Source organism: Pseudoalteromonas sp. S327 (assembly GCF_005886415.1).
GTDB lineage: Bacteria > Pseudomonadota > Gammaproteobacteria > Enterobacterales > Alteromonadaceae > Pseudoalteromonas > Pseudoalteromonas atlantica.
In genome coordinates, this window is the sequence record NZ_PNDP01000032.1 from 59,150 (window position 1) to 74,516 (window position 15,367).

The 15,367-nt window shown below is 42.4% G+C and carries 10 protein-coding genes; 3 read left to right on the forward strand and 7 right to left on the reverse strand.

Annotation, left to right across the window (positions count from 1 at the left end; all coding sequences use genetic code 11):
• Positions 1 to 23 precede the first annotated feature (23 nt).
• The 3 genes from CWB60_RS09965 to prlC all read right to left on the reverse strand — a co-directional run bounded on the left by CWB60_RS09965 (position 24) and on the right by prlC (position 4,194).
• A complete protein-coding gene (locus CWB60_RS09965) occupies positions 24 to 779 on the reverse strand; it encodes a class I SAM-dependent methyltransferase (protein ID WP_004585768.1) in 756 nt (251 codons plus the stop codon).
• A gap of 50 nt (positions 780 to 829) precedes the next feature.
• The gene (locus tag CWB60_RS09970; protein WP_138577029.1) at positions 830 to 2,011 is read right to left on the reverse strand and encodes a response regulator; all 1,182 of its coding nucleotides are present in this window, start codon (positions 2,009 to 2,011) and stop codon (positions 830 to 832) included.
• A 131-nt stretch (positions 2,012 to 2,142) separates the two neighbouring features.
• Complete coding sequence (gene prlC / locus CWB60_RS09975; protein ID WP_138577027.1) at positions 2,143 to 4,194, reverse strand: oligopeptidase A; 2,052 nt, start codon at positions 4,192 to 4,194, stop codon at positions 2,143 to 2,145.
• 226 nt (positions 4,195 to 4,420) lie between these two features.
• On the opposite strand from prlC, the gene gorA reads away from it, so the two are divergent.
• From gorA to CWB60_RS09990, 3 genes are all read left to right on the forward strand, one after another.
• A complete protein-coding gene (gene gorA, locus CWB60_RS09980) occupies positions 4,421 to 5,782 on the forward strand; it encodes a glutathione-disulfide reductase (RefSeq protein ID WP_055254577.1) in 1,362 nt (453 codons plus the stop codon).
• A gap of 313 nt (positions 5,783 to 6,095) precedes the next feature.
• Positions 6,096 to 6,680: a hypothetical protein gene (locus tag CWB60_RS09985; RefSeq protein ID WP_249318388.1), complete on the forward strand. Its 585-nt coding sequence runs from the start codon at positions 6,096 to 6,098 to the stop codon at positions 6,678 to 6,680.
• Between the two features lie 209 nt (positions 6,681 to 6,889).
• Complete coding sequence (locus tag CWB60_RS09990) at positions 6,890 to 7,726, forward strand: mechanosensitive ion channel family protein (protein WP_055254579.1); 837 nt, start codon at positions 6,890 to 6,892, stop codon at positions 7,724 to 7,726.
• 50 nt (positions 7,727 to 7,776) lie between these two features.
• Here CWB60_RS09990 and tldD read toward each other — a convergent pair whose 3' ends face one another.
• The 4 genes from tldD to rng are packed head-to-tail and all read right to left on the reverse strand — an operon-like array spanning position 7,777 to position 15,366.
• A complete protein-coding gene (tldD, locus tag CWB60_RS09995; protein WP_024032486.1) occupies positions 7,777 to 9,216 on the reverse strand; it encodes a metalloprotease TldD in 1,440 nt (479 codons plus the stop codon).
• Entirely contained in the window at positions 9,213 to 10,040 is an 828-nt protein-coding gene (locus tag CWB60_RS10000; protein WP_138577023.1) for a carbon-nitrogen hydrolase family protein, read from the reverse strand. Before CWB60_RS10000 ends, tldD begins: the two co-directional genes overlap by 4 nt.
• On the reverse strand, positions 10,037 to 13,894 hold the full coding sequence (locus tag CWB60_RS10005) for a YhdP family protein (RefSeq protein WP_138577021.1): 3,858 nt from the start codon (positions 13,892 to 13,894) through the stop codon (positions 10,037 to 10,039). The genes CWB60_RS10000 and CWB60_RS10005 overlap by 4 nt, the downstream gene beginning before the upstream one ends.
• The gene (rng, locus tag CWB60_RS10010) at positions 13,894 to 15,366 is read right to left on the reverse strand and encodes a ribonuclease G (protein ID WP_004585759.1); all 1,473 of its coding nucleotides are present in this window, start codon (positions 15,364 to 15,366) and stop codon (positions 13,894 to 13,896) included. The genes CWB60_RS10005 and rng overlap by 1 nt, the downstream gene beginning before the upstream one ends.
• Position 15,367: the final 1 nt, after the last annotated feature.

Below are 15,367 nucleotides of genomic sequence, written 5' to 3' on the forward strand. Positions count from 1 at the left end.
GCCGATCAACACGCTAAATACCGTTAAACCATGGCCGCTTTTACGTACACATCAAAACGGTTCTTTTTTGTTTTAATTTGCATGCTGGGAGTTTGGTTGTTTAAAAATGGGGCGTAATCGGGGCGTTTAACGACCACACGCTTACTGGCAAGTGGGTAGGCGAATTCAAGTAAGTCATCGGCGTCGGTATCTGCGCCTACTAATGCCTGAAATACGCGCATTTCTTTTTTAACTAACGCTGATTTTTCTCGGTGTGGAAACATAGGATCTAAATACACTACATCAGGCATGCTCTCGCACTGCTCTAATAACGTGTGGCTTGAGCCAAACACTAAGCTCATATTTTGCTGCATCCACGAACCAATCTCTGCATCTTCGTAAGCGCGTTTTAAGCCATCAAATAATAAAGCTGCTACCACAGGGTGGCGCTCATGCAGTATAACTTTACAACCAAGTGACGCTAGCACAAAGCCATCTCGGCCAAGCCCGGCGGTGGCATCAAGTACAACAGGGGTTGCGCCTTTATTTAACCCTACCGCTTTTGCGATTGATTGCCCTTTGCCGCCGCCAAACTTACGCCTGTGAGCAACTGCACCTGTTACAAAGTCTACGTTTATTGCGCCAAGTTTAGGCTCATCGCTTTTTAAAAGGCTAAGGCCTTTATCGTCGTAATGCAGAGTAAAACCGCTACAACTTTGCGCCCATTGGGCTAAGTTAAAACGCGTTTCTAGCTCATTTAAATATGGGCGACACTCTTTAAAAGCACACTGAATAACCACTACACACTCCGACGAAAAATTTCAGCTGCAGTATAACAAGCGTTAAAGCACTAAAATAGCTCTATATCGCTTTGGTGCGCAAGACTATGTGAGCTGGCCTCCTCTACTTTAGAGCGTAAGTTGCACAATAATTCGTTGCGGCTCTCGGTCACTTGTTTAAGCTGGTACTTTATAAACGCTAAATCACTATTTGCCGTTACTAGCAGTTGCATAGTTTCGTCTAATTGCGACATGTATAAAGTTAAATCAGCAGGATTGGCGTGTGCTTGTGTTTGCTTAATTGCACAGTTGAGTTCATGAAGCTGCTCTATAAACTGCCTTGTGTAGTCGTTTTGTACAACATTTTGGCTAGTAAGCTGCTTTACTATATCTTGCAAAGCAGTGCTAATTTGGGTGGCTTGTTCAAAGCTATTTTCGTTTCTTTCCATAGCAACGACCTTTTCGTTTGTCACTTCGAGTATGTGCGGGAATAAGTCTTTATAACGGCCGTATAAAGCACGATTATCAGCCGGCATATTCTTAATTAATAAAGATATTTTGGGGTAGTTAATAATGGTGCTGTTACCAATATCCACAAATCGACTGGCATTACGGTGCTGCTCTAAAAGCTCCTGCTCGAGCGGGCATACACCACTTTCAAAACTATAAAAATAGCTCCCCCCCTGATACCAAAACACAATAACCACGTCTAAATTAAACGGGCTGAAAAAGGCAAGTAAGTGCTCGCTTAACGAGTGAAAGTTATGACAGTGATAGCTTTGCCCCACAAACCTAACAATACGCCCCATATCCCCCGACTCCGCCAAAGCCATTGCGGCGGTATCTTGCGCTTTAGCAACATCAAATTTTAGCTTTTCACATTGCTGCCGGTACTCATAAAGCACTTTAATGCGTGCCATTAGCTCTTCGGTGTTGAAGGGTTTTATAATGTAGTCAGATGCGCCTACGCTGTAACCTTTTACTCTATCGTTAAGCTCCACCTTAGAGGACAAAAACATAACGGGTATATCGTGTGTTGACTCATCTTCTTTTAGTGCTTGGCATACTTGGTAGCCGGATTTACCGGGCATTTCTATATCAAGTAAAATTATGTCGGGCGTGTGCTTTTTGGCTAGCTTAAGTCCTTGTTCGCCATCTTTAGCGTGAATAAGCTTACAAAAGCCCGCTAAAGCCTCTTCAATAATTCGATGAACATACAAATCGTCATCAATCGTTAGTACCAACTTTGCCATGCCCTAGTCCATTTTGCTGCGTATACACAAAGCATAGTACGGGAGGTTAAAATTACTAAAAACAATTGGCCAATATATTAAAAAACATAAAAAAAGCGCCATGTAGGCGCTTTATAAGGTTAAGTAGTTGTTTATGCAGCTATACCACTGTGACGCAGTAGCGCATCAACATTTGGCTCGCGACCTCGGAACTTTTTAAATAACTCCATAGGTTCTTCACTGCCGCCTTTTTCTAAAATATTTTCTAAGAAGGCTTTACCTGTTTCGGCGTTAAAAATACCGTCTTCTTCAAATTTAGAAAATGCATCGGCAGAGAGTACCTCAGCCCATTTGTACGAGTAGTAACCGGCGCTGTAGCCACCTGCAAAAATATGACTAAAGCCATGTTGAAAACGATTAAACTCAGGCGGGTTAACCACCGACGTGCGGCTACGTACGTCGTTTAAAATCGCTTGAATTTGGCACTCTTGGTTTGCCTGGTAGTCGTGGTGGATTCTAAAATCGAACAACGAAAACTCAATCTGACGCAGCATTTGCATGCCAGAATTATAGTTTTTAGCAGCCAGTAGCTTATCAAGTAGCTCTTTTGGTAATGGCTCACCACTTTCAAAGTGGCCTGAAATAAAGCTCAGCGCTTCTTCATCGTAACACCAGTTTTCTAAAAATTGGCTTGGTAGCTCTACGGCATCCCATGCAACGCCGTTAATACCAGCAACAGGAGCAGCATCAACTTGGGTAAGCATGTGGTGTATACCATGGCCAAATTCGTGGAAAAGCGTGGTTACTTCGTCATGTGTAAATAGCGCCGGTTTGTCGCCTACCGCTTTATTAAAGTTACACACTAAGTATGCCACGGGTGTTTGCAATTCTCCGCTGGCGCGCACTTTACGCCCCATACAGTCATCCATCCACGCGCCGCCACGTTTGCGCTCGCGTGCATATAGATCAAGATAAAAACGACCGCGCAATGTATTACTGCTATCAAAAATTTCAAAAAAGCGAACATCGCTGTGGTAGCTATCAAAGTCGCTTACTTCTTTTACCTTAATACCAAAAAGGCGGCTAACGGTTTCAAATAAACCGCTAAGTACTTTATCTGCAGGGAAATAAGGGCGCAGTACTTCATCTGAAATTGCGTATTTTTCTTGCTTGAGCTTTTCGCTGTAGTAACCAAAATCCCATGCTTGAAGCTCAGTAATGCCATGGTGTTGCTCAGCATAGGCTTTTAGCTCTGCCACTTCTTGCTCTGCTTGAGGCTTAGACTTAGCGGCTAAGTCTTCTAAAAATGAGAAAACTTGCGCTGGCGACTCGGCCATTTTAGTTGCTAATGATTTTTCAGCGTAGTTATTAAACCCTAATAGCTGCGATAGCTCATGGCGTAGTGCAAGCTCTTCTTTCATAATGGCTGAGTTATCAAACTCACCCGCATTAGGGCCTTGATCTGAAGCGCGCGTACAAAATGCCGTGTAGGTTTCTTTGCGCAGTTCGCGGTCATCTGCATAGGTCATTACCGGTAAGTAAGACGGAAAATCAAGCGTAAATACCCAGCCGTCTAAACCTTTGCTTTTAGCTGTTTCGCTAGCAAGCGCTAATGCCGACTCTGGCAAGCCTGCCAATTGGCTTTCATCGGTAATGTGTTTATGCCATGCAAGCGTTGCATCCATTACGTTGTTGCCAAATTTAGAGGCTAGCTCAGATAAACGCGTGCTAATTTCGCCGTAGCGCTTTTGATCTTCTGCTGATAATGCAATGCCTGAAAGTTTAAAATCGCGTAAGGCGTTGGTGATGGTTTTTTGCTGCGCAGTGCTAAGTGTTTTAAATTCATCGCTGTTATAAAGCGCATTATACGCTTCGTACAGGCCTTGATGCTGCCCGACAAATGTTGAGTACTCCGATATAAGTGGTAAACATTGCTCGTAGGCTTCACGCAGCTCGTCGTTATTCATGACTGAATTAAGGTGCGATACCGGTGAAAACATACGCGAGAGTTTATCGTCGGCTTCTTCAAGGGGTAATACTAAATCGTTCCATGTAAACGAGCCTTTCGCTAACACGTCATCTATGGCTTTACGACATTGCTCTATACCGTGCTTTAGTGCCGGTACTACGTACTCTGGCTTTATTTTTGAAAACGGGGGTAAGCCTTCTAGGCCAATGAGTGGATTTGTTTGTGCTTCGCTCATGAATTTTCTCAATTTAATTGACTATGAATTTGAAGTTGGGGCAAAACGGTGAAATACAAGCCTCCATTAATGGGTCTAATATAGCTTAGGATGAAACTGATCGGCATAATAAACAATTTCGTTTGTTGTATTTATCAGCTTTTTAGCGCGCCGCGCTGGGTGACTTGCACTTAGCATATGCTATCATCGGCACATTATAGTTAAATATATTTTTTGAGGATAAAACATGGCTCAGCATTTTGATTACATTGCGATTGGTGGTGGTAGTGGCGGTATTGCCTCTGCTAACCGTGCGGCAATGCGTGGCGCTAAAGTAGCGCTTATCGAAGCAAAACACATGGGCGGCACCTGTGTTAATGTAGGCTGTGTGCCTAAAAAAGTAATGTGGCATGGCGCACAAGTTGCTGAAGCAATTAACTTATACGCACCTGATTACGGCTTTAACGTAGAAGTAAAAGACTTTAACTGGAGCAAACTCGTTGAGAGCCGCGAAGCGTACATTGGTCGCATTCACAAAGGATACGACAACGGTTTAGCGAACAATGGCGTAACCGTAATTAATGGTTTTGCTAAATTTGTTGATAGCAAAACCGTAGAAGTAAACGGCGAGCATTACACGGCCGATCATATTTTGATTGCAGTAGGTGGACGTCCGCATACTCCTAATATTCCAGGTGCTGAGTACGGTATAGACTCAAATGGCTTTTTTGAATTAACAGAGCAGCCAAAGCGAGTAGCGGTAATTGGCGCAGGTTACATTGCTGTAGAACTTGCCGGTGTACTACATGGTTTAGGCACAGAAACTCATTTATTTGTACGCAGACACGCGCCGCTTCGTAATTTTGATACGCTACTGGTTGAAACCCTAGTAGAGATCATGAAAAAAGAAGGCCCAACACTGCATACCGAATGCTCGCCTAAAGAAATTGTTAAAGAAAGCGATGGTAGCTTAACCATTCATTTTGAAAATGGTTACAGCCAAAATGTTGACCAAGTAATTTGGGCTATTGGCCGCGAGCCAAGCACCGATGTAATTAACATTGCAGCAGCAGGGGTTGAACTAAATAGCTCTGGTTATGTAAAAGTAGATGAATATCAAAATACAAACGTACCTGGTATTTATGCTGTAGGCGATATTATTGAGCACGGTATAGAACTTACGCCTGTCGCTGTTAAAGCCGGTCGCACCCTATCAGAGCGTTTATTTAATAAAGACCTACCTGATGATTTAAAAATGGATTACAGCCTTGTACCTACTGTGGTATTTAGCCACCCACCTATTGGTACTATTGGTGAAACCGAGCAAGAAGCTATTGCTCGCCACGGCGAAGAAAACGTAAAAGTGTACAAGTCGGGCTTTGCCGCTATGTACACAGCCGTTACACAACACCGCCAACCGTGTGCAATGAAGCTTGTATGCGTAGGCCCTGAAGAAAAAGTAGTTGGCTTACACGGCATTGGTTTTGCCGTTGACGAAATGATTCAAGGCTTTGCGGTTGCTATGAAAATGGGCGCAACTAAAGCTGATTTTGATGCTGTTGTTGCACTGCACCCTACAGGCTCAGAAGAGTTTGTGACGATGCGCTAAGCAAATTCTGCTTATAACGTTAAAAGCCCTTACTATGTTTTAGTAAGGGCTTTTTTATGCTTAACGCATTTAACCCTATACAGCACAACTAATTAACTCAACTTATTACAAAAAACACATCATAAATACATAATATAAAAATATAACCCATTAATTTAACAGCAAAAAACTTAGACCGACAAATATATAAAAAGTTTCTATAATGTTTTGGCTTTTAGCCATTTTTATAATTAAACTGCCGCGCATTGTTTTCTATTTGAGCTTTTATATGTTTTTACTGCGATCTTTTATTTACTTATTATGCTTAGCAGGTGTGGCTTTTTTAATTCAGCTTGAAGGTTTTGATTTACAGCAAAATGCACTTTACAGTGAAGAAACACTAACAGAACACATGCAAGATATTTTAACGTTTTTAAGTTGTATGCTGTTTTTCTACGCCTCACGTATTCACTCTGATCTTAAAATAGCCGCGCTGTTACTGGCTGCTTTGTCGGCTGCTATGTTTGTTAGAGAATTTGACACCTATCTAGATATGTATGTATTTGATGGCGCATGGCAAGCAATTGTATATACGCTATTAGCGAGCGTACTACTTTACTTAAAAGCCCAACTAGGCTTTATTTACAGCTCGTTAAAAGCCTATGCGCAAACACCGAGCTATGGTATTTGTCTATCTGGCTTAGTGACCTTACTCGCTTTTTCGAGAATGATGGGCAAGGGCGAGTTTTGGCACTCAGTTATGGGAGAACAATACGTTCGGGTAGTTAAAAATATTATTGAGGAAGGCATAGAAACCCTAGGTTACACGCTTATTTTTATCGCTGCCATTGAGCTTGTATTGTTTTGCCAAAAACACGCTAAACACACGCAGGTCTCTATTACAGAGCAAACAGCCTAGCTGCTAAGTAATACCGGTTTAATTAAGTATTAGCCATTCTAGCGTACAAGATAAAGCGCTAACAGGGTTATAACGCTATTCAGCTATTGCTATAAATGGCTCATAACTTAATACAATTGGTATAAGTGATTTTATGTAGCTTAAATTTGCTAATTGGTTTGATTACTCAATATACTTAGCGTGCCTATTGCTACTCGTATTTGGAAGTTATGATTAAAGACATACTCATGCACCCTTTTTTAGTTTCTGTGCTCGTGCTTGCCATTGCATTTGTGCTTAAAGTACTGGTTGATAAACTAGCAAGAAACCGCGCAGAAAAAAAAGAAAAAGACATTCGTTACATCACTCATAACATTAAGCACTTTATTAATTTTGTTATGGTGTTGTCGCTGCTATTTGTGTGGTCGACCGAAATACAAAATTTTGCGCTGTCTATTGCTGCGTTTGCAGTGGCTATAGTGCTTGCAACTCGCGAGTTTATACAATGCGTTATTGGCTTTTTTTACCTAGTTACCACCCGCCCGTTTAGAGTAGGTGATTGGATACAAGTAGGTGACTATTTTGGCGAAGTAGCCGAAACAGACTGGGTAAAAACCACCATGCATGAAATAGACATGCACACTTATCAGTTTTCGCGCAAAACAATTTATATACCAAATAATAAGCTGATCACCAGCTCAATTAAAAACCTTAATTATGTAAAGCGCTTTGTTACTCATCATTTTACTATTGTACGCAGAGAGAGCTTTAACCCTTATGTTATTCATGACGAGTTAGTCAATCAGGCAAAGCTGTACTGCGAAGAGTTTCACGATGTAGCAACACGTTATAATTCGATGATAGAGCGTAAACTCGATGCAAAAATTTCAGGTCCGGCACCGGTTATTCACTTTGGTACTACGGAGCTTGGTGAGTTTAAAGCAAGCTTTACGCTATTTTGCCCAACCAACAAAGCACTTGAAATAGAGCATAAATTAACTGAGTGTTTTATGGCTTTGTGGTACGAACAGGCGAAGAAGAACAAAGAAGAGCAAAGCGAGGCGTAAACCTCGCATTGGTAACCTATAAAGCGCGAATTGCTTCGCGCTTTATTGTTTTATGCGGTGCCACCTACTGTAAGTTGGTCTATTTTAAGGCTTGGTTGACCTACCCCTACAGGAACACTTTGGCCATCTTTACCGCAGACACCTACGCCTTTATCAAGGGCTAAATCGTTGCCTACCATAGAAATATGCTGCATCACCTCTGGGCCATTGCCAATCAGTGTTGCACCTTTAATTGGCTGGGTAATTTTACCGTTTTCAATTAAATACGCCTCTGATGCGCTAAATACAAACTTACCTGAAGTAATATCTACTTGGCCGCCACCAAAGTTTGGTGCAAATACCCCTTTTTTAACTGAGCTTATAATATCGGCTTGGCTATGCTCGCCCCCTAGCATGTAGGTGTTGGTCATACGCGGCATAGGTAAATGCGCATACGACTCACGACGTGCATTACCTGTTGGGTTTACACCCATTAAACGCGCATTGAGCTTATCTTGCATGTAACCTTTTAAAATACCGTTTTCGATAAGTACGTTATAAGCTGCAGGCGTGCCTTCATCGTCAACGTTAAGTGAACCGCGGCGATCGGCCATGGTGCCATCATCAACTACTGTACACAGCTCAGACGCTACTTTTTGCCCCACTTTACCGCTAAATGCCGAAGCCCCTTTACGGTTAAAGTCGCCTTCAAGGCCATGGCCTACAGCTTCGTGTAAAAGCACGCCAGGCCAGCCATTGCCTAACACCACTTCCATTGTGCCAGCTGGTGCATCAATTGCCTCTAAGTTTACTTTAGCTTGGCGTACAGCTTCTTCGGCAAAGCCCATCCAACGTGGCTTGCCTTCAACTAGTTCTTTAAAGTAACCATAATCTAAGCGTGCGCCGCCCCCTGCACCACCGCGCTCACGGCGGCCATTTTTTTCAAGTAAAACGGAGCAGTTTAAACGAATAAGCGGGCGTATATCGGTAGCAAACGTGCCATCGCTGGCAGCAATTAATACTTCTTCGTATACAGCCGACATTGAACTAATTACTTGCTCAGCATCAGGGGCGAGTTCGCGTATGTAGTTTTCAAGCTCACGCAATAAACTCACTTTATCGCTGTCACTCATGCTTGATATTGGCTGATGCGGGGCAAATTGCTCTTTTGCTTTCACATCGCTAAATACTTTAATGGTTTTATCTTCGCCTGCATCGGCAATGCTACGAGCTGCCGTTGCGGCTTTGTTTAACGCTTCAAGGTTAATAGCATCAGAGTAAGAAAACCCTGTTTTTTCACCACTAACGGCACGAACACCTACTCCGCGCTCAACATTGTACGAGCCTTCTTTTACTAAGCCGTCTTCAAGCACCCAAGACTCATGATGGCTTGATTGAAAGTATAAATCGGCGTAATCCACTTTATGCTGATGAATATACCCAAGCGTTTTTTCGAGTTCTTCTCGATTTAGCTGGCTGTCGTGTAATAAATGCTGTTCAACCGAATTCATAATAAATGCTCTCTAAATCGTTGATGAGATTGCACGGGCATATCTCTTCTAATTTTATTTAACTGGTTTAGGTCGGCGTAACCGCTTATAAACCCTACTCCACTTTCAAGCGTTGCTATTTGCTCGCCCCACGGTGAAATAATAATACTGTGGCCGTATGTTTGGCGGCCATTTTGATGCGTTCCATACTGCGCCGCTGCAATAACGTAACATTGCGTTTCTATTGCGCGTGCTTTTAATAAGGGTTGCCAATGTGCTTGCCCTGTAGGGAGTGTAAAAGCACTGGGCACTAAAATTATTTCAGCCCCTTGGCGCGTAAGTGCGCTAAATAATCCGCTAAAGCGCAAATCATAACATACTGTTAAGCCAATTTTACCAAACGGTGTAGCAACAACCACCACATCATCGCCTGCCTGAGTAAAGTCTGACTCTCGATAGCTGGCGGTTTTATCGGCCACATCAACATCAAATAAATGCATTTTATTGTACGTGGCTACGCATTCACCTTGGCTATTAAATAAGTGCGAGGCCGCAAAGTATTTATTATTTTTGTGTGGCTCAGGGATGGTGCCCGCATTTAGCCAAATATTATGCTTTTTACACAATGCACTTAATTGCTGTTTATAGTGTGTAATACGTTTAGCAACCGCTAGCGTATCATGGCCACTTTTACTAAATACTAAAAACGCCTCGGGTAAACACACAAGCATTGGCCTGGCTGTGGGGAGTTTATTTAACGCCTCGCCAAGGGTTGCCATGTTGTCGTCGGGGTTGATGCCTGAGCACATTTGCAAAGCAATTATATTGGTATTTAGCATACTCATTGTGTTGCTGTTACCGCGGCATCTTTAAGTGTGAGTGTGCTGGCCGCTTGCGGCTGATTTTGCGCAGCTTGCGGTAAGGTAACTTCCTTACTTTTACGCTCAAGCTCTTGTACCACAGGGTCATTCATTTTGCCGGTTACTTTAAAGTTAATTTCGGAGATCACCCTTGCTGAGTGAATAACCTTATCAAGCGCTAAAGCGGCAAGCCCTGTGACGGGATTAACCATCCAAGCCACAATAACCGGAATACTAGATGTTACTTGTGGTGCCACTGCTAAATCGTAATCTATTTCAAGGGTGTTTAAATTAGCATAGCCGTTAATCGTTAAATCGGCTGGCACGCCATCCATTTTGGTATCTTTTGTGTAGGCTATACCTTTATCTAGCTGCATAGAGCCTTTTAAGCTGTTGTAAAAAAAGCCTTTTGAAAATACATCTCTAAAATCGAGTTTTAATTTACGCACTAGCGAGTCAAGGCTAAGTAACGAAAACACACGTGCCCCACCATCACTTATTTCAGCAATGTGGCCTTCGCCTAAATCCCACTTAACTTCACCGCCCAAACTAGGTATATCAAAGTTATACGGAGCGCCTTGCCAAGCAAGGTTGTAGTTAATATCGGCTTTTGAGTCTTTTATAGCGGTGGTGATATCAAACTCATCAAATAGCGCGCCTATATCGTCACTTTTAAGTTCACCATTAAATTGCGTAAAGCCACCTTGCCATTGCCCTTTGGTACGTAAAATATGGTCGCCCTTATCAACCACAAGCTCAGAAATACTGAGCTTGTCGCCTTTACCGACCAGCGAAGCGCTCACTTTATCAAGCTGATAACTTGCCACTTTACAATCTGCACATTCAAATTCAATGGCAGGTACTGTGTTAAGCCACTCTAGGTTTTGCTCTGGCAGTACATCGGTGATCTCAAGTTCTTCATCTACTTTAGGTGCAAAGTTGAGTCTTAAGTAATCGCTATTTATACGTATCGGCTGGCTTGGCTGAGAGCTAGGAATAAACACCTCAGCACGCAGCTCTTTGGCATTAAGCTTTAAATATAAGTCGTTTTGCTGGGGCGCTAAGCGCATTTCAAAATCGTTAAAAATAATGTCGCTAGCATTAACTTTGTCAATATGCGCAACCACTTCATTTAATGGCGGCATAATACCCTCAGACTGCTGGTTTGGCTTAGCTTGAGCGGCTTTAATTATTTGGTCTATTAATTCAAACCATGCTTCTAGTTGCGTTTGTTCAAGGTTAATATTAACGCTTAAATCTTTTTGATTTAGCCCTAAATCTTGCTCACCAAGTACAATATGCATATTACTAAATTGCGGCTGACCGTTTTCTAAAATCGCATTAAAATATAACTGCTGATTAGCATTAGCCGTAATAAGATTTGAAATATCATCGCCTTGCACTATGCCAGTTAACGGCCAAACCTGTTCACTTGTTTTGCCATAGGGCGCTGGTAGCGTGCTCGTTAACCCTCGTAGCTCTGAGCTTACCTGAGCGCGGTAATTAAAGCCTTGCTCAGTAAAATTAAGTGCAAGGCCTAAATCAACTTCACTTTGCCCACTCAGGTACCCTTTCAGTACACCTTGCGCCTGGGTTGTTAGTCTATCTGCATTTAGTAACGCCGTTATATCAATATTAGCGGTGTACTGCTGTGCTTCGCTTGCACTATTATAGTTAATGCTAAGCGGCATACCCAACCATGTAGCGCTGGCGTTTTGCATGCTAATTGTATCGTTTTCAAAGCTGAGCTCGCCGCTTAGTTTTTCAAGCGCAATGCCAGGGGCTGCAATATAAACAGGCAAATCGTTTAGTTTTACTTTGCCGCTGACACTGGCTCCACCTTTAAATTTAGAGCCAATCAAAAGAGTTACGCTTGCATCGGCTTGACCTTTACCCTGCACCACTTCAAAAATATTGGCCAGTGGGTTTGCAATCGGGGTGGCTGCAAAAAAGTCATGCAGTTTTTCCATTTGCGCGCGTTTATCTATTTGTACAATGAGTTGATCAGCGTGCATTAAATCGGCAATACTCACTTGCACGCTATCGCCTACTTCTAAATTAACTAACTGGCCTTGCTGGCTATAAATATCCATTCGCTCGTTGGCAAAATGCAGCTGCACATTAGCGTTAGTTACTGCCGGCCAATTGGGGTCAAACGCGTACGTTGCGTTATCTATTTGCGCGAGTACATCAAATTGGCCGCTGCCATCGGTGAAAGGAAAACCTGAGAGCGGACCTGCAAATAATACTTGCGCCTTAGCTACTTCGCCCCCTTTTATTGCACCGTTTAAGTAGCTTACAAGTTGAGGGCTCATTGCCTTTAACGGAAAGTAGTGCCCAGCTACTGTGGCATCCTCTGCATAGGCTTCTGCGTATAGATCTAAGCGAGGATCGTCGCTAAGGCTTACATTTAGCTCAGCCGCTAAGGTAACTTCGTTATTATCAAACCAAATATTATTACTGCTTACATTCCAGTAATTATCTGTTTTTGCTAAATCCAGATCGATATTAATTTGGTTGTAATCAATATTTTTACTGAAGCTGTTGCCGGTTATTAAAGTCCCGTTTTCGCCAAATAGCTGCACTCGCCCGCGCTGCTGATTTATAAGCCCCGAGACTCTCAGCGCCTGCGCTGCAGGAATACCAGACACTTCTTGCCAGCCAATATTATTAGCTGAAAACCATAACTGCCATTGCTCATCTGGATTAAGTTCTAGGTAGGCTTGATCGATAAAACCGCTTGGTTTGCGGTTTAAAAGTGGCTGTAATGCTTCAAAATTAGTTAACGACGCCAAGTTACTCAGTAAAGAAAGATCAACCTGCTGCAGCCACACTTTATTTTGCTTACCTAAGTTTGCCTCAAATTCTAGACTTGGCCAGGTTGTGTCGTTATTACTAAATGTTAGGCCCGTGCTTTTTAAGTGCCAAGCGTTTGCCTCAGGAAATAAATGAAATCCCCCTTCGCTTAAGCTTACTTGTTTAGCTTGTTGGTTGTTTTGCCAGTGCACAAAGCTAGGTAACCACTGCATTTTTACATCGCTGATAAAACCATTTTCGAGCTTAAGCCAAGACTTTAAGTTTATGTCTGTGTAAAGCTGTTGTTTTTCAGTATTAATATATTGCGCCAACCAATTAGACACATCTACGCTATTTGCTTGTACGTAAATATCACCCGCAATTTGCTCTATAGTTTTGCCACTAAGTGCGATACGAGCGTCAAAGCTACCCACACTAATGCCGGGCAAGGCGAGGCTGCCGCTTCCTAAATGCTGTTCATCTTGGTTTTGCCATACTATGTTTTCGAGTAATAGTTTGCGCTCTCTACCATCTTCTAAAATGAAATTAATACTCGAATTTTCAATAGCAAAATGCCCTGTATCTCCCAAAAACAGCTCTTCAATTAGCTCTTTTTGTTCAAACGAGACATCATCGTTATTGGTGTTATTAAATAAATTTTGAATATTTACACTGGTATGAAAGCCATTAATAACAAAGTAATTAGACTTTAACTGAAAGGCTTTAATGCTCTCCCATAGGTTAAGTTCTAGGCTTGTTTTGGCAATAGTAAGCGATATAGGCGCAGTTTCGTTATCCTTAAAGGAGAGATCTTCTAATACCAAGGCAGGGCCGGCGCCATGCCAACTGGCAGAGATTGCGCCTATAGAAAGACTAATGGCAAATTTATCGTGCAGGTAGGTTTCTATATCGCCTTTGTAGTCGTTTGCATAAGGTAAGGTGTACTTTAAAATAGAAACAATCACGGCCAGTAATACTAAAATTATGGCGCAGGTTTGCCATAACTTTCTAAAACAAAAAAAACAGACCGCTTTCGTTTTCATTACATCATTACCACATCAAACTGCTCTTGGCTGTATAGGCTCTCTGTTTGAATATTGACCTGCTTACCAATAAATAGTTCAAGTTCGGCAAGGTTATGATACTCATCATTGAGTAAGGCTTCACTTACAGCCGGCGCCGCATATACCATGAATTTATCGGCATCGTAGGCACGATTAACGCGCACTATTTCACGCAGTATTTCATAGCATACGGTTTCGACTGTTTTTTGTGAGCCACGCCCAGAGCAAGCCGGACACACATCACACAAAATATGCTCAAGGCTTTCGCGGGTGCGCTTACGGGTCATTTCTACTAAGCCTAATGCGCTTAAGCCATTTATGTTGGCTTTTGCACGGTCTTTAGATAGTGCTGACTCTAGAGAATGTAATACTCTGCGTTTATGATCTTCGCTGATCATATCGATAAAATCGATAATAATAATACCGCCTAAGTTACGCAGGCGTAGCTGCCTAGCAATGGCTGATGTGGCTTCTACATTGGTATTAAAAATGGTTTCTTCTAAATTACGATGCCCTACAAACGCACCTGTATTCACATCAACGGTTGTCATCGCTTCGGTTTGGTCGATAATTAAATAACCGCCCGACTTAAGCGTGACTTTACGATGCAATGCTTTTTGAATTTCGGTTTCAACGTCAAATAAGTCAAAAATTGGGCGCTCACCTGGGTAGTACTCAAGTGCCTGCGAAAGCAAAGGCACAAACTCTTCAGTAAACAGCTTTAGCTCTTGATAGGTTAGCTTAGAGTCAACCCTAATACGCTCCATATCTTCACCTACGTAGTCGCGCAGGGTTCTAAATGCAAGCGTTAAGTCTTCGTGTAATATACTGGCTTTATTGGTTTTTTTACGACGTGATACAATTTTTTGCCACAGTTTTCGTAAAAATTCAGCATCGTGTCTTAGCTCCGCTTCACTGGCGCCCTCTGCCGCTGTACGAACAATAAAACTGCCATTATCGTCGCCGTATTCTGCCACTATTTTTTTTAGTCGCGCACGCTCTTCTTCGGTTTCAATACGCTGACTAACACCTACATGCGTAGCGTCTGGCATAAACACTAAATAGCGCGAAGGTATAGTGATATCGGTAGTAAGCCTTGCTCCTTTAGTGCCTAGTGGGTCTTTAACCACTTGCACCATAATGTATTGCCCTTGGCGTACTAGCTCACGTATGTCTTGTACTTTTTTTATTGGCTCGTCGTCTACGCCCTCAACTATTGAGGCGCTATTGACTATGTCTGATGCATGCAAAAAAGCGGCTTTTTCTAGGCCTATATCAACAAAAGCAGCTTGCATGCCTGGCAGTACGCGGCTTATTTTTCCTAAATAAATATTGCCTACAATACCTAGGTTGCCTATACGCTCTAGTTGAATTTCTTGTAATACACCGTTTTCGATTAGGGCAACACGGCTTTCACTTGGCGTGACATTTATTAGTAATTCTGTACTCATG

Excerpts from the sequence above, each read along its gene's own strand:
- CWB60_RS10005 (WP_138577021.1), bottom strand. The coding sequence starts at position 13,894 with ATGAAAACGAAAGCGGTCTGTTTTTTTTGTTTTAGAAAGTTATGGCAA.
- CWB60_RS09990 (WP_055254579.1), top strand. The coding sequence starts at position 6,890 with ATGATTAAAGACATACTCATGCACCCTTTTTTAGTTTCTGTGCTCGTG.
- CWB60_RS09970 (WP_138577029.1), bottom strand. The coding sequence starts at position 2,011 with ATGGCAAAGTTGGTACTAACGATTGATGACGATTTGTATGTTCATCGA.
- prlC (WP_138577027.1), bottom strand. The coding sequence starts at position 4,194 with ATGAGCGAAGCACAAACAAATCCACTCATTGGCCTAGAAGGCTTACCC.
- gorA (WP_055254577.1), top strand. The coding sequence starts at position 4,421 with ATGGCTCAGCATTTTGATTACATTGCGATTGGTGGTGGTAGTGGCGGT.
- CWB60_RS10000 (WP_138577023.1), bottom strand. The coding sequence starts at position 10,040 with ATGAGTATGCTAAATACCAATATAATTGCTTTGCAAATGTGCTCAGGC.
- rng (WP_004585759.1), bottom strand. The coding sequence starts at position 15,366 with ATGAGTACAGAATTACTAATAAATGTCACGCCAAGTGAAAGCCGTGTT.
- tldD (WP_024032486.1), bottom strand. The coding sequence starts at position 9,216 with ATGAATTCGGTTGAACAGCATTTATTACACGACAGCCAGCTAAATCGA.